The sequence below is a fragment of the Janthinobacterium tructae genome (genome assembly GCF_006517255.1).
Lineage (GTDB): Bacteria > Pseudomonadota > Gammaproteobacteria > Burkholderiales > Burkholderiaceae_D > Janthinobacterium > Janthinobacterium tructae.
Map to the genome: position 1 here is coordinate 5,095,582 of NZ_CP041185.1, position 21,102 is coordinate 5,116,683.

25 protein-coding genes are annotated in these 21,102 nt (G+C 60.9%); 19 read left to right on the plus strand and 6 right to left on the minus strand.

The annotated features are described in order from the left end of the window. The first annotated feature begins 2 nt into the window (after positions 1-2). Positions 3-749 carry a hypothetical protein gene (locus FJQ89_RS22390; protein ID WP_141171759.1) on the plus strand — a complete coding sequence of 249 codons (747 nt, stop codon included), beginning with the start codon at positions 3-5 and terminating at the stop codon, positions 747-749. Here the strand turns inward: FJQ89_RS22390 and trmL are convergent. Together trmL and FJQ89_RS22400 are read right to left on the minus strand one after the other, a co-directional pair. Next, positions 746-1,216, minus strand: coding sequence for a tRNA (uridine(34)/cytosine(34)/5-carboxymethylaminomethyluridine(34)-2'-O)-methyltransferase TrmL (gene trmL, locus FJQ89_RS22395; protein ID WP_141171760.1), 471 nt, complete (start codon positions 1,214-1,216; stop codon positions 746-748). The two genes, FJQ89_RS22390 and trmL, sit on opposite strands and share 4 nt — an antisense overlap. A 46-nt stretch (positions 1,217-1,262) precedes the next feature. Next, entirely contained in the window at positions 1,263-2,030 is a 768-nt protein-coding gene (locus FJQ89_RS22400) for a phosphoribosyltransferase family protein (protein WP_141171761.1), read from the minus strand. Between the two features lie 84 nt (positions 2,031-2,114). On the opposite strand from FJQ89_RS22400, the gene FJQ89_RS22405 reads away from it, so the two are divergent. The 7 genes from FJQ89_RS22405 to FJQ89_RS22430 all read left to right on the plus strand — a co-directional run bounded on the left by FJQ89_RS22405 (position 2,115) and on the right by FJQ89_RS22430 (position 8,166). Continuing rightward, positions 2,115-3,011, plus strand: coding sequence for a methyltransferase domain-containing protein (locus tag FJQ89_RS22405; protein WP_141171762.1), 897 nt, complete (start codon positions 2,115-2,117; stop codon positions 3,009-3,011). Between the two features lie 464 nt (positions 3,012-3,475). Beyond that, positions 3,476-4,684 (plus strand): cytochrome c oxidase subunit II, encoded by a 1,209-nt coding sequence (coxB, locus tag FJQ89_RS22410; RefSeq protein WP_071079425.1) that lies wholly within the window; start codon positions 3,476-3,478, stop codon positions 4,682-4,684. A gap of 13 nt (positions 4,685-4,697) precedes the next feature. Further along, positions 4,698-6,290 (plus strand): cytochrome c oxidase subunit I, encoded by a 1,593-nt coding sequence (ctaD, locus tag FJQ89_RS22415; protein WP_071079424.1) that lies wholly within the window; start codon positions 4,698-4,700, stop codon positions 6,288-6,290. A gap of 68 nt (positions 6,291-6,358) precedes the next feature. Next, positions 6,359-6,475, plus strand: coding sequence for a cytochrome oxidase small assembly protein (locus FJQ89_RS28505; protein WP_217494223.1), 117 nt, complete (start codon positions 6,359-6,361; stop codon positions 6,473-6,475). 46 nt (positions 6,476-6,521) lie between these two features. Next, positions 6,522-7,049 (plus strand): cytochrome c oxidase assembly protein, encoded by a 528-nt coding sequence (locus tag FJQ89_RS22420; protein WP_071079557.1) that lies wholly within the window; start codon positions 6,522-6,524, stop codon positions 7,047-7,049. Between the two features lie 9 nt (positions 7,050-7,058). Beyond that, a complete protein-coding gene (locus tag FJQ89_RS22425; protein WP_141171763.1) occupies positions 7,059-7,265 on the plus strand; it encodes a DUF2970 domain-containing protein in 207 nt (68 codons plus the stop codon). Between the two features lie 40 nt (positions 7,266-7,305). Then, a complete protein-coding gene (locus FJQ89_RS22430; RefSeq protein ID WP_141171764.1) occupies positions 7,306-8,166 on the plus strand; it encodes a cytochrome c oxidase subunit 3 in 861 nt (286 codons plus the stop codon). A 121-nt stretch (positions 8,167-8,287) separates the two neighbouring features. On the opposite strand, the gene FJQ89_RS22435 is transcribed toward FJQ89_RS22430, so the two are convergent. Beyond that, the gene (locus FJQ89_RS22435; RefSeq protein WP_046683386.1) at positions 8,288-8,488 is read right to left on the minus strand and encodes a twin transmembrane helix small protein; all 201 of its coding nucleotides are present in this window, start codon (positions 8,486-8,488) and stop codon (positions 8,288-8,290) included. Positions 8,489-8,524: 36 nt separating this feature from the next. Between FJQ89_RS22435 and FJQ89_RS22440 the strand changes: the two genes are divergently transcribed. Genes FJQ89_RS22440 through FJQ89_RS22465 form a run of 6 tightly spaced genes read left to right on the plus strand, consistent with a single transcriptional unit; the run spans position 8,525 to position 13,687 of the window. Next, the gene (locus tag FJQ89_RS22440) at positions 8,525-9,271 is read left to right on the plus strand and encodes an SURF1 family protein (protein ID WP_141171765.1); all 747 of its coding nucleotides are present in this window, start codon (positions 8,525-8,527) and stop codon (positions 9,269-9,271) included. 28 nt (positions 9,272-9,299) lie between these two features. Then, on the plus strand, positions 9,300-9,881 hold the full coding sequence (locus tag FJQ89_RS22445) for an SCO family protein (protein ID WP_141172938.1): 582 nt from the start codon (positions 9,300-9,302) through the stop codon (positions 9,879-9,881). Positions 9,882-9,899: 18 nt separating this feature from the next. Further along, positions 9,900-11,075: a COX15/CtaA family protein gene (locus tag FJQ89_RS22450; protein ID WP_141172939.1), complete on the plus strand. Its 1,176-nt coding sequence runs from the start codon at positions 9,900-9,902 to the stop codon at positions 11,073-11,075. After that, the gene (cyoE, locus tag FJQ89_RS22455; protein ID WP_141171766.1) at positions 11,076-11,975 is read left to right on the plus strand and encodes a heme o synthase; all 900 of its coding nucleotides are present in this window, start codon (positions 11,076-11,078) and stop codon (positions 11,973-11,975) included. It begins immediately after the preceding gene. Then, positions 11,972-12,565 carry an SCO family protein gene (locus tag FJQ89_RS22460; RefSeq protein ID WP_141171767.1) on the plus strand — a complete coding sequence of 198 codons (594 nt, stop codon included), beginning with the start codon at positions 11,972-11,974 and terminating at the stop codon, positions 12,563-12,565. The genes cyoE and FJQ89_RS22460 overlap by 4 nt, the downstream gene beginning before the upstream one ends. A 42-nt stretch (positions 12,566-12,607) precedes the next feature. Next, positions 12,608-13,687 (plus strand): AI-2E family transporter, encoded by a 1,080-nt coding sequence (locus FJQ89_RS22465; RefSeq protein WP_071079418.1) that lies wholly within the window; start codon positions 12,608-12,610, stop codon positions 13,685-13,687. Here the strand turns inward: FJQ89_RS22465 and FJQ89_RS22470 are convergent. The 3 genes from FJQ89_RS22470 to nhaR form a co-directional block, all read right to left on the minus strand. Beyond that, the gene (locus FJQ89_RS22470; RefSeq protein ID WP_099760632.1) at positions 13,684-15,024 is read right to left on the minus strand and encodes a hemolysin family protein; all 1,341 of its coding nucleotides are present in this window, start codon (positions 15,022-15,024) and stop codon (positions 13,684-13,686) included. The two genes, FJQ89_RS22465 and FJQ89_RS22470, sit on opposite strands and share 4 nt — an antisense overlap. A 118-nt stretch (positions 15,025-15,142) precedes the next feature. Next, positions 15,143-16,477 (minus strand): MFS transporter, encoded by a 1,335-nt coding sequence (locus tag FJQ89_RS22475; protein ID WP_141171768.1) that lies wholly within the window; start codon positions 16,475-16,477, stop codon positions 15,143-15,145. Positions 16,478-16,601: 124 nt separating this feature from the next. After that, on the minus strand, positions 16,602-17,516 hold the full coding sequence (nhaR, locus tag FJQ89_RS22480) for a transcriptional activator NhaR (protein WP_141171769.1): 915 nt from the start codon (positions 17,514-17,516) through the stop codon (positions 16,602-16,604). Positions 17,517-17,631: 115 nt separating this feature from the next. Between nhaR and FJQ89_RS22485 the strand changes: the two genes are divergently transcribed. The 5 genes from FJQ89_RS22485 to FJQ89_RS22505 all read left to right on the plus strand — a co-directional run bounded on the left by FJQ89_RS22485 (position 17,632) and on the right by FJQ89_RS22505 (position 21,101). Beyond that, positions 17,632-18,705 carry a DUF475 domain-containing protein gene (locus tag FJQ89_RS22485; RefSeq protein WP_141171770.1) on the plus strand — a complete coding sequence of 358 codons (1,074 nt, stop codon included), beginning with the start codon at positions 17,632-17,634 and terminating at the stop codon, positions 18,703-18,705. A gap of 131 nt (positions 18,706-18,836) precedes the next feature. Beyond that, entirely contained in the window at positions 18,837-19,412 is a 576-nt protein-coding gene (locus FJQ89_RS22490) for a TerD family protein (RefSeq protein ID WP_071079413.1), read from the plus strand. 73 nt (positions 19,413-19,485) lie between these two features. Further along, the gene (locus FJQ89_RS22495) at positions 19,486-20,181 is read left to right on the plus strand and encodes a TIGR00266 family protein (protein WP_141171771.1); all 696 of its coding nucleotides are present in this window, start codon (positions 19,486-19,488) and stop codon (positions 20,179-20,181) included. 39 nt (positions 20,182-20,220) lie between these two features. Then, positions 20,221-20,802, plus strand: coding sequence for a TerD family protein (locus tag FJQ89_RS22500; protein WP_099760627.1), 582 nt, complete (start codon positions 20,221-20,223; stop codon positions 20,800-20,802). Between the two features lie 80 nt (positions 20,803-20,882). Beyond that, positions 20,883-21,101 (plus strand): hypothetical protein, encoded by a 219-nt coding sequence (locus FJQ89_RS22505; protein WP_034784905.1) that lies wholly within the window; start codon positions 20,883-20,885, stop codon positions 21,099-21,101. The last annotated feature ends 1 nt before the right edge of the window (position 21,102 follow it).

Consider the following 21,102-nt stretch of genomic DNA (forward strand, 5'->3'; position numbering starts at 1 on the left):
CCATGCTCAATCACACCACCTTGCGCGCCACCGCCGCACTGACCATCGCCGCCATGCTGGCCGGCTGCGCCACGGCACCGATGAATCCGAACGGCGTGCGTCAGGACGCTTCCTATCCGCAAGGCGGTACCCAGGTGGCCACCGATGAAGACCCGTGCAGCGTGGGCACGTCGGCGGCGGCCGGCGCGGCCGTGGGGGCACTGCTGGGTGCGCTGGCGGGCGGCAAGAATGGCGCGCTGAAGGGCGCGGCCATCGGCGGCGGCCTGGCGGCGGCCGGCTGCCTGGCGATCAATGTCAATTCACGCCAGACCAAGACGGCGGCGCAGGCGGACCGCGACTATATCCGCGCACGCGGCGCGCTGCCGCGCGAGCCGCAAGTGGTGTCGTACACGCCGCAGCTGAGCGCGTCGACCGTCAAGCGCGGCCAGCCGTTCAAGGTTCATTCGGTGGTGGAGCTGGTCAACGGCAGCGCGCAAAGCGTCAACGACGTGCGCGAAGAGCTGGTGGTGCTCGATCCGCAGGGCCAGCCATTCAAGTCCGGCTCGAAGGCCTTGGCCAGCAGCAACAAATCGGGCGGGCGCTTTGAAAACTCGTTCGAGCTGACCTTGCCGGCCGGCGTGTCGCAGGGCATCTATGGCGTCAAGACGAATTTATATGTCAACGGCAAGCTGGCCGCCACGCGCGACCTGCGCACGCAGCTGGTGATGCTGGAGGCGGACGGCGCCGCGCCGCAATTGGCGCAGCGTTAAGCCCCGCCCTGATACCCATGCTGGCGCCAGGCTTCGTAGACGACCACGGCCACCGTATTCGACAAATTTAAACTGCGGTTGTCGGGGCGCATCGGCAGGCGGATGCGTTGCTCTGCCGGAAAGCCGTCGCGCAGGGTGGGATCGAGGCCTTTCGTTTCCGAGCCGAACACGAACACGTCGCCCGGCAAGAAGGCCACGTCGCCGAACGGGCGAGAGCCGCGCGTGGTCATGGCGAACATGCGGGACGGGTCGGGCTGGGTGTCGGCCAGGAACGCTGCCCAATTCTTGTGCACCTTCATCTTGGCGTAGTCGTGGTAATCGAGGCCGGCGCGCTTCATCTTGGCATCGTCGAGCGGAAAGCCCAGCGGTTCGACCAGGTGCAGCTGCGCGCCCGTGTTGGCGCACAGGCGGATGACGTTGCCCGTATTGGGCGGGATTTCAGGTTCTACCAAAACAACGTGAAACAAAATGCTCTCCTTGGATCTAAATCTAATATATATGTAGCTAATCTATCTAATGCGGCGGCGTGCGTGCCACCACCAATATGCTGACCCTGGCCGCCCCCGCGTGCTTGCAGGCTGCGGCTAGCGCGTTGACGGTGTGGCCGCTGCTCATCACGTCGTCGACGATGCCGACATGGCATCCTGGCAATAACGGCGCATGGTCCGGCGCGATGGCGAATGCGTGCGCCAGGTTGGCTTGCCGCTCCTGCGGCGCCACGCTGCTTTGCGCCCGCGTGTCGCGCACGCGCAGCGCCAGGCGGGGCTGCAAAGGGACGTCCAGCAAGCGCGCCAGCGGGCGCGCGATTTCCAGCGCCTGGTTAAATCCCCGTTCGGCCAGCCGGGCCGGGCCCAGCGGGACTGGGCACAGCAGTTGCGGCGCTTCCCACGTTTGTTGTTGCTGAATGGCAACATGCAGCAGTTCTGCCAACAGGGGCGCCAGCGCCAGGCGCGCGCCGAATTTCAGCTGCAGCAGCAACTGGTCGACGGGCGCCGCATAATCAAACGCCGTGACGGTGGCGTCATATGCGGGCCTGTGGCGCACACAGCGTCCGCACAGCAGCGCCACCTCGATGTCCGCGAGCGGGTTGGCGCACTGGCGGCAGCGATGGCGCAGTTGCCCCCGTCCTTGCCCCAGATACTGCGCGCGGCAGGGCGGGCACAGCACTTGCGGGCAGCCGATGCCGCACAGCGCGCATTGCGCTGGCAGCAAGGTGGCGCCCAGCCACTGGCGCAGCGCCTGCCAGGCCGCATCAAGGCGGGGCTGGGTGGCGGTCCGCATCGCGATGGCGTCGTTCCATGTACACTGCCGACATTATCTCACCTCACCGGTTTCAACATGCCAGTTCCCGCCAATCCACCCAAAATGAGTGCGCCCATCGATGCGGTGCAAGTACGCGATTTCTTTTCCCGTCCCGCGCGCGTCGCGCCGTCCGATTTCCTGCGCCGCGAAGTGTCGGCACGCATGCACGAGCGCCTGGAGCTGGTGAAAATCACTCCCTTGCGCGTGCTCGACGCCGGCTGTGGCCCGGGCGCGGACCTGGCGCAGTTGCACAAGGATTATCCCGCCGCGCAGATTATCGGTCTCGATGCAGCGCAAGCGATGATGCAGGCGGCGCGCATGCCCGCGTCGAAACTGGCCAGCCTGAACCAGTTCCTCAGCAAACTCTTGCCGGCCAAGGCGGGCGTGGATTTGCTGTGTGGCGACCTCGGTGACTTGCCGCTGGCACAGGGCAGCATCGACCTCGTGTGGTCCAACCTGGCGCTGCACTGGCATGCCCAGCCCGACCGCGTGTTTGCCGAATGGCGGCGCGCGCTGCGCCTCGATGGCTTGCTGATGTTTTCCTGTTTCGGTCCCGACACCTTCCGCGAAGTGCGCGATGCCTTTGCCGAGGCGGATTTATATCCGCATGCCCTGCCTTTTGTGGACATGCACGACTTTGGCGACATGCTGGTCGAGACGGGTTTTTCCACGCCCGTGCTGGACATGGAAATCATTACGGTGACCTACGACACGGCGGAAAAACTGCTGGCGGACGTGCGCGCCTTTGGCGGCAACCCGCTCACCACGCGCCGGCGCGGCCTGATGGGCAAGGCGGCCTGGCAGCGCATGCTGGCCGCGCTGGAAAAGATGCGCCGTCCCGACGGCAAGCTGGGCCTGAGTTTCGAGGTCATCTATGGTCACGCCTTCCGTCCCGCGCCGCGCGTGACGCGCAATGGCGAAGCCATCATCCGCTTCGATTTGCCGCGCAAACCCAAATAAAACGGCAAAGAAACCGACACTTGGTCGCCATCCGCGCATGGATGTTGCAGCAACCGTTGCAAAGCGCGCGGCGGCCAGCAGAAGGGCACGCACAAAGCCGATTATTGCTTGATGGATTCAAGTTTACTTGACTATAATCGTTGACTGTTTGTCAGCTTGCTAAGTAGAAAAAACAAGGGCTGCATACAAAATAAAAAAAACAAAGCAAGACTTATTCGAAGTTACTGCATTAGTATAGTAACCATCTTCCACACGAGGCCATTTCAAGGTGGGGAAGAAAAACAGGGTTCCAGCATGGTTGCGCGCCGCCGTTTTGCTGCCGCAGCCAGCATGGAATTCGCTGGTGCTTGACGCACATGGCCGTATTCTGGCCGTGTTGCTTTCATGGAGGAGCGGCAGCGGTCCAGTACGGAGAAATCCGCAGCCGTTTAAAATATCATTATTTTTGGGTGGTTGGGGAAAACATGACACATGCAAAGCGACTTCAATCGTTGCTGCTCGGGCTGTCTTTGACAGCGTTTGGCATCGGGCGATGGGCCACGGCGGCACCGGCTGCCAGCACCTATCCCGGCACCGGCGGTCCCGTGCCGTTCGAAATGAATCTGCAACCGCCGGCGACGCAGATCGCCCATGAAATCTACGATTTGCACACCCTGATGATGATCATCTGTCTGGTGATCTTCGTGGCCGTGTTCGGCGTCATGTTCTATTCCATCTTCAAGCATCGCAAGTCCCTGGGCCATAAACCGGCCACCTTCCACGAAAGCACCACCGTCGAGATCGCCTGGACCGTCGTGCCTTTCCTGATCGTCATCGGCATGGCCCTGCCTGCCACGCGCACCGTGGTGGGCATGAAGGATACCTCGAACGCCGACATCACCATCAAGGCCACCGGCATGCAGTGGAAATGGGGCTATGACTACCTGAAAGGCGAGGGCGAAGGCATTTCCTTCCTCTCCAACCTGGCCACGCCGCGCTCGCAAGTGGGGGCGCCTGGCGTGCCGCCGACGGAAAAACGCGGCGAAAACTACCTGATCGAAGTCGACAACGAAGTCGTCGTGCCGGTCAACAAGAAGATCCGCGTGGTGCTGACGGCCAACGACGTCATCCACGCCTGGTCCGTGCCCGCCTTCGGCGTCAAACAGGATGCGATTCCCGGCTTCGTGCGCGACACCTGGTTCAAGGCCGACCATATCGGCACCTTCCGCGGCAATTGCGCCGAGTTGTGCGGCAAGGAACACGCCTTCATGCCCATCGTCGTCAAGGTCGTCTCGGCAGATGATTACAAGGCCTGGGTTGATGTAAAACAAAAGGAAATGGCGGCATTGGCTGATGATCCAAGCAAGGTGTGGACCATCGATGAATTGAAGGTCAAGGGCGAGAAAGTGTATGCGGCCAACTGCGTGGTCTGCCACCAGGCGACAGGCAAGGGCGTGCCCGGTGCGTTTGCGCCGCTGGACGGCTCGGCCGTCGTGAACGGTCCGAAAGCGGATCAGATCCATGTCTTGCTGAACGGGCAAAAGAGCGGCAAGTATCCCGCCGAGATGCCAGCCTGGAAACAGCTGTCCGACACGGAAATTGCCGCAGTGATCACTTACACGCGTAATTCCTGGTCGAACAAGGCCGCAGAGAACATCGTTCAACCAGCCGAAGTCGTGGCTGCACGCAAGTAATTAGGAGCCGTACATGAGCACTAGCACTAGCACCTTGGACCACGCCGGTCACGACCATGCCCACGACCACCCGACCGGCTACCGCCGCTGGCTGTTTGCCACCAACCACAAGGATATCGGTACCCTGTACCTGTGGTTCTCGTTCATCATGCTGCTGTCGGGCGGCGTGCTGGCCCTGATGATACGCACGGAACTGTTTCATCCAGGCTTGCAATTTTTCCACCCTGAATTCTTCAATCAACTGACCACCATGCATGGCCTGGTGATGGTGTTTGGCGCCATCATGCCGGCCTTCGTCGGCTACGCCAACTGGATGATCCCGCTGCAAGTGGGCGCATCCGACATGGCCTTCGCCCGCATGAACAACTTCTCGTTCTGGCTGCTGCCACCGGCCGCGCTGCTGCTGGCCACGTCCTTCCTCGTGCCGGGCGGCGCCACGGCCGCCGGCTGGACCCTGTATGCGCCGCTGTCGACGCAGATGGGTCCTGGCATGGACATGGCGATTTTTGCCATGCACCTGATGGGTGCCTCGTCCATCATGGGTTCGATCAACATCATCGTCACCATCCTGAACATGCGCGCCCCCGGCATGACCCTGATGAAAATGCCGATGTTCTGCTGGACCTGGCTGATTACCGCCTATCTGCTGATCGCCGTCATGCCCGTGCTGGCCGGCGCCATCACCATGACCCTGACGGATCGCCATTTCGGCACGTCCTTCTTTAACGCGGCTGGCGGCGGCGACCCGGTCATGTACCAGCACATCTTCTGGTTCTTCGGCCACCCCGAGGTCTACATCATGATTCTGCCGGCCTTCGGCATCGTCTCGCAGATCCTGCCCGCGTTTGCCCGCAAGCCCTTGTTCGGCTATGCCTCGATGGTCTACGCTACCGCTTCCATCGCGATCCTGTCCTTCATCGTCTGGGCGCACCACATGTTTACCACCGGCATGCCGGTGACCAGCCAGCTGTTCTTCATGTATGCGACCATGCTGATCGCCGTCCCCACGGGCGTGAAAGTGTTCAACTGGATCGCCACGATGTGGAAGGGTTCCATGACGTTCGAAACGCCGATGCTGTTCTCTGTGGGCTTCATCTTCGTCTTCACCATGGGCGGTTTCACGGGCCTGATCCTGGCCGTGACGCCGATCGACATCCAGTTGCAGGATACCTATTATGTGGTGGCCCACTTCCACTATGTGCTGGTGGCCGGTTCGCTGTTTGCCCTGTTCGCCGGCTTCTACTACTGGTCGCCGAAATGGACGGGCCACATGTACAACGAGACGCGCGGCAAGATCCATTTCTGGCTGTCGCTGATCACCTTCAACGTGACCTTCTTCCCGATGCACTTCCTGGGCCTGGCCGGCATGCCGCGCCGCTACGCCGACTATCCGGCGCAGTTCACGGACTTTAATATGATTGCCTCGATCGGCGGCTTCGGCTTCGGCCTGATGCAGGTGTACTTCCTGTTCTTCGTGGTCTTGCCGACCATCCGCGGCGGCAAGGCTGCGCCAGCGAAACCATGGGAAGGCGCGGAAGGCCTGGAATGGACCGTGCCGAGCCCGGCGCCTTTCCACACGTTTGAAACGCCGCCGACCGTCAAGTAGTCATCGTTAATTAATGCCAGTGTCACGGGCCGGCGCAGCCGCCGGCCCCTTTGAATAGAGTGCCTGCCATGACCGAAGTGAAAACTGAGCGCAAGAAACCGAACAACCTGCGTACCGGGCTGATCCTGGCCGCCCTGGCGGCCTTCTTCTTCCTGTCCGTATTCGTCAAGCGCATGTGGCTCTGACGTGACGACGCCCCACCAACAGGAAACACGCGGCCTGAACCGCAAGATGCTGGGCAAGCTGATCGTCATTGCCGTGCTGATGTTTGGCTTTGGTTATGCCCTGATTCCCGTCTACAAGCAGATTTGCGAAGTGATGGGCATTAACGTGCTGACGCAAAAAGATGGCACGGTGGCCTACGACAACAATACGCAGGTCGACACCACGCGCAGCATCACCGTCGAGTTCGACGGCAATGCGCAGGGGCCATGGCGCTTCCGCCCGACCGTATCGAGCATGCAAGTGCATCCGGGCGAACTGGTGACCGTCATGTATGAAGTGGTCAACACGCAAAACCGCGTCGTCAACGCGCAAGCCATTCCCAGCTACGCGCCGCAGAGCGCCACGCCGCATTTCAAGAAGGTCGAGTGCTTCTGCTTCAAGCAGCAGACCTTGAAACCGCACGAAGCGCGGCAGATGCCGGTGGTGTTCTTCCTCGATCCGGCCCTGCCGAAAGAGGTGAAGACCATCACCCTGTCGTACACGTTTTTCGAGATTGCCGGTCTGAGCCAGGCTCAGACGCCGGCTGTCCAATAGGAGAGTGCCATGGCCAAGCCAGACCAGCCGGAAAAAGCGTCGTTCCTGTATTCGCTGCGGGCCGTCGTGTGGTCATTCACGGGTCTGCGCCGCAAGAGCGATTTCGACACGGATTCGGTCAAGCTCAATCCCGTGCACATCGTCATCGCCGGCTTCCTGGTGGTCGCCTGCCTGATCGGCATCCTGATTTCAATTGTTAAATTCGTCGTTTTATAAATTATAAAAAACCACCCTATAAGTTTTTGAGGAGATGATGATGAGTTCCAACCACGCCGCCGTACCTTATTATTTCGTGCCCGGCCCGTCGCGCTGGCCCATGCTGGGCGGCGCCAGCCTGCTGCTGACCATGATCGGCGCCTCGGCCTGGGTCAACGACGTCTCCTGGGGCCCGTACGTGAATTACCTGGGACTGGCCGGCATCCTGCTGGTGCTGTACTTCTGGTTCGGCGACGCCATCCGCGAATCGGAGCAGGGCCTGTACAGCGAGCGTATCGATCACTCCTTCCGCTGGAGCATGAGCTGGTTCATCTTTTCAGAAGTCATGTTCTTCGCCGCCTTCTTCGGCGCGCTGTTTTACGCGCGCAGCATTTCCATGCCGTGGCTGGCCGACCTTGACCACAAGGTGATCTGGCCCGATTTCGCCGCCCAGTGGGGCAATACGGGCCCGGCCGGCACGGTGCAGGAATTTACCACCATGACGCCGTTCTGGATTCCGACCATCAATACGGCCTTGCTGCTGACGTCGGGCGTCACCCTGACCATCTCGCACCACGCGCTGCGCGCCGGCCACCGCGCCATGACGGCCCTGTTCCTGTTCGCCACCATCGTGCTGGGCGCTATCTTCATGGGCTTCCAGGTCTACGAGTACATGCACGCATACAGCGAACTGAACTTGAAACTGACGTCCGGCATCTACGGCGCCACCTTCTTCATGCTGACGGGCTTCCACGGTTTCCACGTGACCCTGGGCGCCATCATGCTGTCCGTCATCCTGTACCGCGTGCTGAAAGGCCACTTTACGCCTGAGCACCACTTCGGCTTCGAAGGCGCCGCCTGGTACTGGCACTTTGTCGACGTCGTCTGGCTGGGCCTGTACGTGGTCGTGTATTGGTTATAATGGCGGGGCAGGGCGCGCGCCGTTGTTAGGCGGCCTGCAGCATGAAAAAAGCCGTACCGGGAGATCCTGGGTACGGCTTTTTTCTTAGCGTGAAGAATTTGCCAATCAGGCAAGAAGAAGCTTAATGTATGCCCGTCGGCTGGATATAGCCCAGATGATGCGCCAGCAGGATCAGCAAAAACAGGGTGATCGACAAGCCCACGCGCAAGGCCAGCGCCTGCACGGTGCGGTTGCTCTTGCCCTTGTCGCGCATGAGAAAGAACAGGGCCGAGCCCAGGCTGCCCAGGATCAGGATGAAGGCAATGGCAACGAGGATTTTCATGGATGGTAGCGCCCGGCTTGAGGAGGTTTCATTGTAATGCGTATCCGCTTCCATTTTAGATGGATTCCATTTGTTGTAATGCTGCTACTGGTGGCCCTGGGGGTCTCTCTGGCGCAATGGCAGCAGCACCGTGGCGATGAAAAAGTCGCCCGCGCCGCCCGGCTGGAAGCGGGCAACCTGGCCGCACCGCTGGCATTGACGGCCGCACCCCTGCTGCCGGCTGATGCGCAAGCGATCGAATACCGCCGCGTTACCGTCACGGGGAATTTTGTACCCGCCTGGACGGTCTACCTGGACAACCGCCCCTACAAGGGCCAGGCCGGCTTCCATGTGCTCACGCCATTCCAGATCGACGGTTCCGCCATGCACGTGCTGGTGGCGCAGGGCTGGTTGCCGCGCAACAATGCCGAGCGCACGCGCATTCCCGATTACGCCACGCCCACGGGCACGGTCACCATTACCGGCATCGCGCGCCTGAACGCGGGCCATGTGATGGAACTGGGCACGGCGCCGGCCCTGGCGCCGCACGCCATCGTGCAAAATGCCGATATCGGCCAGGTGGCCCGGGCCAGCGGCCTGGCCTTGCAACCCTTCCTTCTCGAACAAACAGCCGACCCGGCAGCGGCGCCAGCGGCCAGCACGCTTCCCGTGCGCGACTGGCCGGCGCCCGACCTGGGCGCCGACAAGCACCGCGGCTATGCCTTCCAGTGGTATGCACTGGCACTGATGGCTTTTTTATTTTTTGTCTTTACAGGATTTCGACGTGCAAACAAACAGCCCTGAAGCAACGCAAGACAGCCCCGAGAAACAGATGCAGAACAGCGGACGCTGGAAACTGCTGGCCGTGGTGGCCGTGTGCGCCTTTCCCATCATCGCATCGTATTTCACGTATTACATCATCAAGCCCACGGGCCGCAACAACTATGGCGCGCTGATCGACCCGCGTTTGCATCCGATACCCGAAGCCCAGCTGCAGGTGACGGAACTTGACGGCAAGGCGGCGCCGTTGGCGCAATTCAAGGGCAAGTGGGTGCTGCTGCAAACGGGGCCATCCGATTGCCAGGAAGCATGCAAGAAGCAATTGTTTGACATGCAACAACTGCGCCTCATGCAAGGCAAGGAACGCGAACGCCTGGAACGGGTCTGGCTGGTGACCGATACCCAGCCGCTCGACACCCTGGTGATGCGCGAATTCGACGGCACCAGCATGCTGCGCGTGAACAACGACGCCTTGAAAGCGTGGCTGCCCGTGGAGGCGGGCGGCCAGACCAGCGACCATTTATATTTGATCGATCCGCTGGGCAACCTGATGATGCGCTTCCCGAAAGACGCGGACCCGAACAAGATCAAGAAAGACATCGCCAAGCTGCTCAAAGCTTCGGCGATCGGTTGAGGAGTCTGCATGCCGACGATGCATCTCTCCGCGCTGGCCCAGCTGGGCTTGACAGGTTTGCTGGTGGCGCTGCTACCGCTGACCATGGTCTGGGTGTCCGCGGACGCCAATAAATACCGCAAGCTGGTATGGATCGCCGTCTTTTTGACGGTCGACCTGATCATGTTTGGCGGCTTTACGCGGCTGTCCGATTCCGGCCTCGGTTGCCCGGACTGGCCCGGTTGCTATGGCTCGGCCAATCCTTTCCTCGCGCACGAGCACATCGTGGCGGCCGAAACCCTGATGCCGACGGGACCCGTCACGGTGGTCAAGGCGTGGATCGAAATGACGCACCGCTACCTGGCCATGGCCATCGGCGTCTTGATCGTGGCGATGATGGTGCAGGCGTGGCGCCAGTGGCGCAAAAGCAAACGGCAGGAATTCGCTCCGGCGCTGCCGACGGCGCTGTTCCTGTTCGTCTGCCTGCAGGGCGCGTTCGGCGCCTGGACGGTGACCTTGAAACTGCAGCCGGTGATCGTCACCATCCATTTGCTGCTGGGCATGGGCTTGCTGGCCATGCTGACGTGGCTGGGCGGGCGCCAGGATCATGCCGTCAAACCCTTGCTGCGCGCCGATGCGGATGCGTCCGTGCTGCGCCCCGTGCGCGCGCTGGCCGTCATGTCGCTGGTGCTGCTCACCGTGCAGATCGCGCTGGGCGGCTGGGTGAGCACCAACTACGCCACCCTGGCCTGCACGGATTTCCCCCTGTGCGGCGGCAAAGTCATTCCGGAGATGGATTTTGAACATGGTTTCCATCTGTGGCGCGAGCTGGGCAAGACGGCTGCCGGCCATTACTTGCCGTTTTCCGCGCTGACGGCCATCCACTGGGTGCACCGCAACTTCGCCTTCATCGTGCTGGCCGGTGTCGGCTATACGGTGCTGCGCGCATGGAAGCTGCCGTCCCTGCGCGGCACGGCGCGCTGGCTTGCGCTGGTGCTGGCCCTGCAGGCGGCCACGGGCCTGGCGACGATTTACCTGAGCTGGCCATTGTCGATTGCCGTCCTGCATAACGGCGGGGCAGCGCTGCTCGTGTTATTGCTGACCATGTTAAACTACAAGGCTAAATTCCAACTCGATGTTGCGCGCTCTGTTCAGCGCGCTTGCGCCTCCGCGCCAGTGCCCTCGGCACCAGCCAGTCCTTCCCGTACCGCATAAATGACTACTCAGACCATCAGCCGTAAAGCATCCCCCCGCATCGCCCAGTACTGGGCGCTGACCAAGCCGCGCGTGACGCAACTTGCCGTGTTTTGCGCCGTCATCGGCATGTTCCTGGCCAGCGAGGAGTTGCCGGACTGGCGCGCGGTGGTGTTCGGCACCCTCGGCATCTGGCTGCTGGCTGGCGCCGCGTTTGCCGTCAACTGCCTGGCCGAGCGCGAAATCGATGCGCGCATGGCCCGCACGGCACGCCGTCCCATGGCCATGGGCGACATCACGGTGAAACAGACAGTGGTGTTCGCGCTGGTGATCGGCGGCCTGGGCATGGCGATTCTGTATAACCTCGTCAATCCGCTGACCATGTGGCTGACCTTTGTCACCTTTGTCGGCTATGCCCTGATCTACACCATGGTGCTGAAACCGGCCACGCCGCAAAACATCGTCATCGGCGGCCTGTCCGGCGCCATGCCGCCCGCGCTGGGCTGGGCCGCCGTCGCCAACGACGTGCCGATGCAGGCGTGGCTGCTGGTCTTGATCATCTTCGTGTGGACGCCGCCGCATTTCTGGGCGCTGGCCATGTACCGCCGCGACGATTACGCGCGCTCGGGCTTGCCCATGCTGCCCGTCACGCACGGCTTGAAATTCACGCAATTTCACGTCTGGCTGTACTCGATCGCGCTGGCCGCCACCACCTTGCTGCCGTTTGCCGTGCGCATGAGCGGCCTGATTTACCTGGCCTCGGCCGTGCTGCTCAATGCCGGCTTCCTGTATTACTCATGGAAGATGTACCGGCACTACACGGACTTGATCGCGCGCAAAGCTTTTACGTATTCCATCATTTACCTGGCATTGCTGTTCGCGGCCCTGCTGGTCGACCACTACATTCCCCTCGGCACATGAAAAAAAACCTGACCCTGTTGTTGGCGGCCGCCCTGGTCGCCGTCCTGGCCGGCTGCGGCAAGCCTGCCGCACCGAAGCTGGAATTCAAGAATACGGACGTGACGGGCCTCGGCTACGCGCGCGAGTTCGCGCTGACGGACCATACGGGCCACCCGCGCACCCTGGCCGACTACAAGGGCAAGCTGGTGCTGATGTTCTTCGGCTACACGCAATGCCCGGATGTGTGTCCGACCACCATGGCCGACATGGCGCAGGTGATGCAGGCAATGGGCCCGCAGGCGGACCAGGTGCAAGTGCTGTTCGTCACCGTCGACCCCGAGCGCGACACGCAAGCCTTGCTGGCGCAGTACGTACCCGCCTTCGACAAGCGCTTCGTCGGCCTGTATGGCGATGCGGCCGCGACGGCCAGGGTGGCCAAGGAATTCAAGGTGTATTACGCCAAGGTCGAGGGCGAAACGGATAGCAGCTACACGGTCGACCACACGGCCGGCACCTATGTGTTCGACCGCGAAGGCAAGATCCGCCTGTTCGTGCGCCACGGCGAAAAACCTGCCGCCATCGTGCACGATCTTAAACTTCTGCTATCCTGACCCGGTCGCGTCCCCGGGCGCCATCTTCAGGATTTGCAGTACATGGACAAACGTTTCGAGCCCCACGCCCGCCTGGCAGCCATCATCTTCTTGCTGATCGGCTGCTTTTTCGTCTTGCGGCCCTTTCTGGCCGCCATGCTGTTTGCCGCCTGCGTGGGCATTTCCAGCTGGCCCCTGTACCTGCTGCTGCTCGAGCGCCTGAAAGGCCGGCGCAACTGGGCGGCCGCCATCATGACCCTGTCCCTGGTGCTGGTCATCGTGCTGCCGCTGGCCCTCGTCACCTACAACCTGGCCGACAATGTCTCGCGCATTTATGAACAGTTGCGCACGGCGCTGGAATCGGGTGGCCTGCATCCGCCGGCCTGGCTGGCCAGCATTCCCGTGGTGGGCGAAACCATAGCCGGTTATCTGCAGCGTCTGCTGGAAGACCGCGAGGAATTATTGAATTTGGGTAAGACCATGCTGGAGCCGGCGCGCCATTTCCTCGCTTCCGGCGGCATCTTGCTGGGTACGGGCCTGGCGCAGACCAGCCTGGCCGTGTTTGTCAGCTTCTTCCTCTACCGCGATGGCCAGCAACTGAGCCGTGCCTTGATGACGGGCGCCGGCCGCATCATCGGCGACAGCGCGCCGGGCGTCGGCCTGACCATCAGCCGCACCGTGCGCGGAGTCATGTATGGCTTGCTGGGCACGGCGCTGGCGCAGGCGCTGGTGGCGGTGATCGGCTTTCTGATCGCCGGCGTGCCGGCCGTGGCGCTGCTGGGCGTGGCCACCTTCATCTTTTCGCTGATCCCCGTGGGCCCGCCCCTGATCTGGGGCGGCGCCGCCATTTGGCTGTTCAATGACGGCCAGACGGGCTGGGGCATCTTCATGCTGGTGTGGGGCGCACTGCTGATCAGCGGCGTGGATAACGTGGTCAAACCCATGCTCATCAGCCGCGGCAGCAGCTTGCCGTTTTTGCTGGTGCTGCTGGGCGTGCTGGGTGGCGTGCTGGCCTTCGGCTTCGTCGGCATTTTTATTGGCCCGACCTTGCTGGCGGTGTTGTACAGCTTGCTGCAAACGTGGACGGTGGGCGAGACCACCATGCCGCAGGGCAAAGATACGCTTACCTTGAAAAAAGACTAATCGCGTAAGTCCGCGTCGAGGTCGCGTTCCTGTTTCGGGATCACTTTGATGAGCACGATGCGGGGCCCGTTCATCTTCTTGACGACGATGTCGAAGTCGACAAAGGTGATGCGCTGGCCCTGCTTCGGGATATCCCCCAGCTTGACCATGATCAAGCCGCCCACCGATTCAACGTCGTCCAGCCCCAGTTCCTCGTTTTCGATATCGATGCCGAGGATGCGTTCGAGCGAGAAGATGGGCAGGCTGGCCTTGCCGATCAGGGTACCGTCGCTTTGCTTGAGCCAGTCGTTTTCATTGCGGCGAAATTCATCGCGGATTTCGCCGACCATGGCGCCGAGCAAGTTATCCAGCGTGATGAATCCCAGCGGGCGCTTGCCCTTCTCGCCGATCAGGGCGAAGTGGGGCGCGCCGTCGCGGAAGCGGCGGAACAGTTCCAGCGCCGGCGTGCGCGCGGAAATGATGTCCACCGGACGTAAAAACGGCGTGAGCGAGGTGATCGGTTTGCCCGCCTGCTGGGCAAAGAACAGGTCTTTCAGGTGCACCACGCCCAGCACGTCGTCTTCATTCGTGTCGAAATACGGATAGCGGCTGAAGCGGTTGCGCAGCACCGTGTCGAGGTTTTCTTCCACGCTGTTTGACGCGTACAGGGCGATCACTTCATTGATCGGGCGCATCAGATCCGACACCGTCATTTGTTCGAAATCGAGCGATTGCGCCAGGATGTTGCGCTCGTCGCGCGTAAATTTTTCGCCCGGCTGACTGGTGCGCAGGATCAGTTTCAGCTCATCGGACGAGTAATGCGCATCGTGGCCGCCCTTGCCGGACAGGCCCGCCATGCGCAGCACCCAGTTGGCGCTGGCGTTGAGCAGGTAGATGGCCGGGTACATGGCCCAATAGAAACCATACAGGGGAATCGCGCTCCACAGGCCGACGGCTTCCGGGTTGCGGATGGCCATCGATTTGGGCGCCAGTTCGCCCACGACGATGTGCAGGAAGGAAATCACGCTGAAGGCCAGCACGAAGGAAATGCCGTGTATCAGTTCTTGCGAGGTGAGGCCGATGGCGCCGAATACGGGTTCGAGCAGGCCGGCAAAGGCCGGTTCGCCGACCCAGCCCAGTCCCAGCGATGCCAGCGTGATGCCCAGCTGGCAGGCGGACAGGTAGGCGTCCAGCTGGCCATGCACCTTGGCCAGGATGCGGCCCCGTAGTCCCTGCGTCTTGGCGATGGCGCGGATGCGCGTGCGCCGCAAGGTGACAATGCCAAACTCGGCGGCAACAAAAAAACCATTGAGCGCGACCAGGAAAAAGGCTAGCAGGACAAGCAAGACATTGTGCATGGGGTGCAAAAAGATGGGCTGTTAAAACGTCATCTTAAACGACGAAGGGCGGCATAGCCTAATTTTGCCGCGCACGCCGCCATTGCAGGCGCGCGTGCGGCGGGTTTTTTACGCTGCTTCAGCCCTTGGCCGCCGTTTGCGGCCCGCCGCGCATGGCGAACACCATGACGGCCGAGACGATGGCGGGGATGGCGACAACGAGGAAAATCGTGCTGTTGGGCCAGTTCAGGCGGATCAACTCGCCACCGAGCACGGGGCCGATGATGGAGCCGATGCGCCCGATGCCCAGGCTCCAGCCGATGCCCGTCGAGCGCAAGGTGGTCGGGTAGTAGCTGGCCGCCAGAGCGTTGACAGCCGGTTGGCCGCCCACCACGCAAAAGCCCGCGATGAAGATCGTAATGAAGAGGAAGGCCAGCGACACGTCGGGACGGCCGATCAGGGCAATGGCGACTGCGGCAACGAGGAAGCACGGCAGCAGGATGCGGCGGAAGCTGGAGCGGTCGATCAGCTGGCCCATGACGAGGGTGCCGATGGTGCCGCCCACTTGCAGGGCCGTGCCGGCCAGCACGGCGTTGGCCGTGGACAGGCCCGCTTCCTTGGCGATGGTCGGCAGCCAGTTGGAGAGGAAATATAAATTGAGCAAGTTCATGAAGTTGATGACCCACAACAAGATCGTCATCTTCGCGCGGCCGTCCGTAAACAATTGCAGCACGGGCGCGCCCTTGTGTTCTTTCTCATGCACGACGTATTGCGTGTCGGCCGTGATGGTCACCGTCGGGTCGATGCGTTTCAACCACTGCGCCACCTTGTCCAGCTTGCGTTTCTTCAATACCAGGAATTGCATCGATTCCGGCAGCAGGAAGAACATCAGCACACCGATCACGAGCGGTACCACGCCGCCCACGTAAAACACGGATTGCCAGCCGAATGCGGGAATCAGCGCGGCGGACAGCAGCCCACCGAGCACGGCGCCCAGCGTAAAGCCGCACGATACCAGCATCATCAGGGTGACTTTCTTGCGCAGGGGGCTGTATTCGCCGGCCAGCGCCATGGCGTTCGGCATCACGGCGCCCAGGCCCAGGCCCGTGATGAAACGGATCAGCTGCAATTGCTCGATGTTCGTCGCCAGCGGCGTGACCAGCATGCACAGCGAAAAGAAGATGGTCGAGCCGATCAGCACGGGACGGCGGCCGAACTTGTCGGCCGTGATGCTGAAGACGAGCGAGCCGACCAGCATGCCCAGCAAGCCCGCGCCAAACACGGGGCCCAGGTTGGCCTTGCTAACGTGCCAGTCGGCAATGATGGCGGGCGCTACATAGCCCATCGCCTGTACATCGAAGCCATCCATGATGACGCATAGCCCGCACAGTATCAGCATGCCGATCTGGAAGGAGCCGATCCTGTTGTTATTGATGAGATCGGGAATATCGATCGTCTTGCCTGCCGTGGACATGGTGCCGCTCCTGTTTTTTTATGGTGGTCGCGCCCTTCCGGCGAGGGACAGGCGCGTGTTTGTCTCAGGCTTCATTACAATCGCTTTTGATTGATTATTCAAACGTTATTTTCGAATGGATTTATCAGGTTTCCTTGTGAATCTTCGGGTGACTCTGGATGGCGGCCAGGATCACGTCCAGCGCCGGGTGCATGATCTTGCGCTCGTTCGAAATCACATAAAACTGTTCGCGCAGGGACGAGGCGTCACCGACCAGCACGGCGCCGAATTGCTCCTCGATATCGGCCGCCAGGCTGGCGGACGCGAAAAACAGGCCCAGGCCCTTGCGGCCAAACGCGTTGAGCATGGCGTTATCCTCGAATTCACCGACCACGTCGGGGCGCACGCCTTGCTGCACCATCCATTCGTCGATGCGCCCGCGCAGGGCGTTATTGCGCGCGGGCAGTAAAAATGGGGCGCCGTGCAGGCTGTGCGGGAAATTGTCGCGGTATTGTTCGGCCAGCGCGGGGATGGCGAACAGCTTCATGGCGCTTTCTCCCCACAGGTGGCTGGACACGCGCAGGCTGGCGCCGGCCGGCACGGCGCGGTCCGTCAACACCAGGTCCAGCTTGTGCAGGGCCAGGTCGGCCAGCAAGGACTCGAATTCATCTTCCAGGCACACGAGCTTGACGGGCTTGTCCAGGCTGCGCGTGGCGTCGAGCATGCGGTAGGCCATCAGTTTTGGCAAGGAATCGGAAATGCCCACCGTCAGGCGCATCTTTTCCGCATCCGTGTCGGCCAGCGCTTCCTGCATCTGTTCGCCCAGCAAAAAAATCTGGTCCGCATAACCGAGCGCCAGCCGGCCCGCTTCCGTCGGCACCAGGCGCCGTCCCTGCGGCTGCAGCAGGGACTTGCCCAGCTCCTTTTCCAGCAGGGCCAGCTGGGTGCTGATGGTTTGCACGGCCAGTCCCAGGCGCTCGGCCGCGCGCGTCACGCCGCCTTCCTTGGCGACCACCCAAAAGAAGTACAAATGGCGGTAATTGAAACCGGTGGTTTTCATCGCATGGTCCTATCTTCTGTTTTTACGAAGTAATACTTCCATTATCTTCTATTTTTAAATGTGTCACATGTCCATATACTACGTTCCATTGAATTTGGATAAAGGGGAACTATCGATGAAACATTTCAGAGTGTCCTTTCTAGTGACATTTATCTGCCTGGGCATTTCCGCCTGGTGGGGTTACACGCAAGGTGGCGTGTCGACCATGCTGTCGGCATTGGGCATTGCGGTGATCCTGGGCGTGATGGAAGTCTCGCTGTCGTTTGACAACGCGGTGGTCAACGCTTCGGTGCTGAAGAACTGGGACAAGTTCTGGCAGAACCTGTTCCTCGGCGTGGGTATCATCATCGCCGTGTTCGGCATGCGTCTGCTGTTCCCGCTGGTTATCGTGGCGCAAGCGGCCGACCTGGGCTTGCTGGAAGTATGGAATCTGGCCCTGAGCAATCCGGAACAGTATTCGATGCACCTGACGAATCACCACGCGGAAGTGGCGGCTTTCGGCGGTATCTTCCTGCTGCTGGTGTTCCTGAACTTCCTGCTGGACTCGGAGAAAGAAACGCACTGGCTGGGCCGCATTGAAGAAAAACTGGGTGCGCTGGGCAAGATCTCGTCGATTTCCGTGATGATCGCGCTGGGCACCCTGATGGCCAGCCTGTCGATGATCGACGAAGGCCAGAAACTGGTGGTACTGACGGCCGGCCTGTGGGGTATTTTGACCTACGTGGGCGTCGATGTGATCAGCGGCTTGCTGGAAGGCGATAACGGCGATGGCAACATGGGTGACATCATCAAGCGCGGCGGTATTGGCGGCTTCCTGTACCTGGAAGTGCTCGACGCCTCGTTCAGCTTTGACGGCGTGATCGGCGCGTTTGCCATCACCAAGGATGTCGTGATCATCATGCTGGGCCTGGCAATCGGCGCGATGTTCGTGCGTTCGATGACGGTGTTCCTGGTGCGCAAGGGCACGCTCGACGAGTTCGTTTATCTGGAGCACGGCGCGCACTATGCGATCGGTATCCTGGCCGTGATCATGTTGGTCAGCATGAAGTTCCACATTCCCGAGATCTTCACGGGTCTGATTGGGGTGGCTTTCATTCTCGCCTCGCTGTGGTCGTCGATTCGCTACAAGCGCAGGATGGCGCACGAAGAAGGCCAGACGCAAGCGCTGGAGCCGGTCAAGGCAGTGTAAAGAATGCGCGGCAAACGACTACACCCGTTTGTCGGCAAGTTGTAGCAAGCGTCGCCGCCGGCCTGGGGAGTCAGGCCGGTGGAGGGCGCCAGGTGTTTGGTCATACACAACCCACATAGGAGAAACACATCATGGCAATCAGTCTGCAAAAAGGCGGCAACGTCAACCTGAGCAAAGAAGCCCCCGGCATTTCGAAGATGATCATCGGCCTGGGCTGGGATGCCCGCGCCACCGACGGCGCCGCATTCGACATCGACGGTTCGATCTTCCTGCTGAAGGCCGACGGCAAGGTTCGCGCCGACGTCGACATGATTTTTTACAACAACCTGAAATCGAGCGACGGTTCCGTCACCCACTCGGGCGACAACACCACCGGCGCTGGCGATGGCGATGATGAAACCGTCATCGTCGACCTGGCCACGGTGCCAGCCGAGATCGACAAGATCGCCGTCTGCGTCACGATTCACGATGCCGAAGCGCGCAAGCAAAACTTTGGTATGGTGTCGAAGGCGTACGTGCGTTGCGTGAATGCCAACGGCAACACGGAAATCGCCCGCTTCGACCTGTCGGAAGACGGTTCGGCGGAAACGGCGATGGTCTTCGGTGAAATCTACCGCAATGGCGCCGATTGGAAATTCAAGGCCATCGGCCAGGGCTACAAGGGCGGCCTGGGCCCCCTGGCAGCATCGTTCGGCGTCGGCGTATAAGTCGTCAATAGCAAAGGCGGTCCGCGATGCGGGCCGCCGCCATCACCATCATCGGCAAGGAAGGAACAGTTGAATGCCAGTTTTTAATGTGACAGGGGATGTCGACCCGTTCCTGCATGTGTCGCTTGCCAAGGGCGAGAAGATTTATTGCGAATCCAACGCGATGGTGATGATGGAAACCAATCTTGAGCTGAAAGGCAAGATGACTGGCGGCATAGGCGCCGCGCTGTTGCGCACCTTTGCCAACGGGGAATCGTTCTTTCAGCAGCATATCGAGGCCATGCGGGGCGACGGCGACTGTCTGCTGTCGCCTACCTTGCCCGGCGCGATGCGGGTGCTGGATGTGGGCGCCCAGCAATACATGATCAGCGACGGCGCCTTCGTGGCGGCCAGTGCTGGCGTGGAATTGAAGGTGCGCACGCAAAGCCTTGGCAATGCGCTGTTTGCCCAGAGCGGTGGTTTTTTCATCACCGAGACGGCAGGCAGCGGCCAGTTGGCGGTCTCCGGTTTTGGCGCGATGTCGATACTGGAAGTGACGCCTGGCAAGGACGTGGTGATCGATAACTCGCACGTCGTGTGCTGGGATAACCGCCTGCAATACGAAATTTCCATGACGACCGGCAGCAGCGGCGGCTTTCTGGGCAATTTGATCAATAGCCAGACCAGCGGCGAGGGCGTAGTGCTGAAGTTTTCAGGCACGGGAAAAATCCTCGTGTGCTCGCGTAACCGCGCAGCCTTCCTCGCCTGGACCCAAAGCAAGCCGGCGTAACTAACATTTGATGTAACCAAGCAAACAGGAGCTATGCGTATGTCTGTCAATTTGAGCAAAGGCCAGAAGATTTCTCTGGATAAAGAAGCTGGTGCCACCCTGACCCGTATCACCATGGGCCTGGGCTGGGATGCGGTCAAGACCAAGGGTTTCCTCGGTTTCGGTTCGAAGACCGAAGCCGTCGACCTGGACGCGTCGTGCGTCATGTTCGACGAGAACAAGAGCACGTCCGACATCGTCTGGTTCCGCCAGCTGAAAAGCAAGGACGGCAGTGTCGTTCACACGGGCGACAACCGCACGGGTGCGGGCGATGGCGACGACGAACAGATCAATGTTGATCTGTCGAAAGTGCCGGCGCACGTGAAAAGCCTGGTCTTCACCGTCAACAGCTTTACTGGCCAGAATTTCTCGCAGGTGGAAAACGCCTATTGCCGCATCTTGAATGCCAGCAATAACCAGGAAGTCGCGCGTTTCAACCTGTCTGTGCAAGGTTCCCACACGGCACAGATCATGGCCAGGCTGTACCGCCATAACGGCGAATGGAAGATGCACGCCATCGGTGAAAACGGCAACGGTCGCACGTTTGACGACTTGATGCCGCAGATTACCGTGCATCTATAAGGAGCAGTACGCAGCGGGCGGGGGACGGACCGGATACCGGCCCTTGTCCGCTGCTCTATATTGAAGGAGAGTATGTCGTGATGCGATTGCTGATAGCCTTGCTACTTCCGTGTCTCACGTTTTTCATGCTGGGGCGCCCGCTGGCCGGTGCCGCCGCCTTGATCTTGCAGTGCACTGTGATCGGCTGGGCGCCGGCGGCCCTGTGGGCCCTGTACACGGTGAACCAGCATAAAACGGAGCAGGAACTGGAAGGTGCGTTAAGCCGCAGCTACATGCGCAGGCGCAGTCGGTTGATCTAAA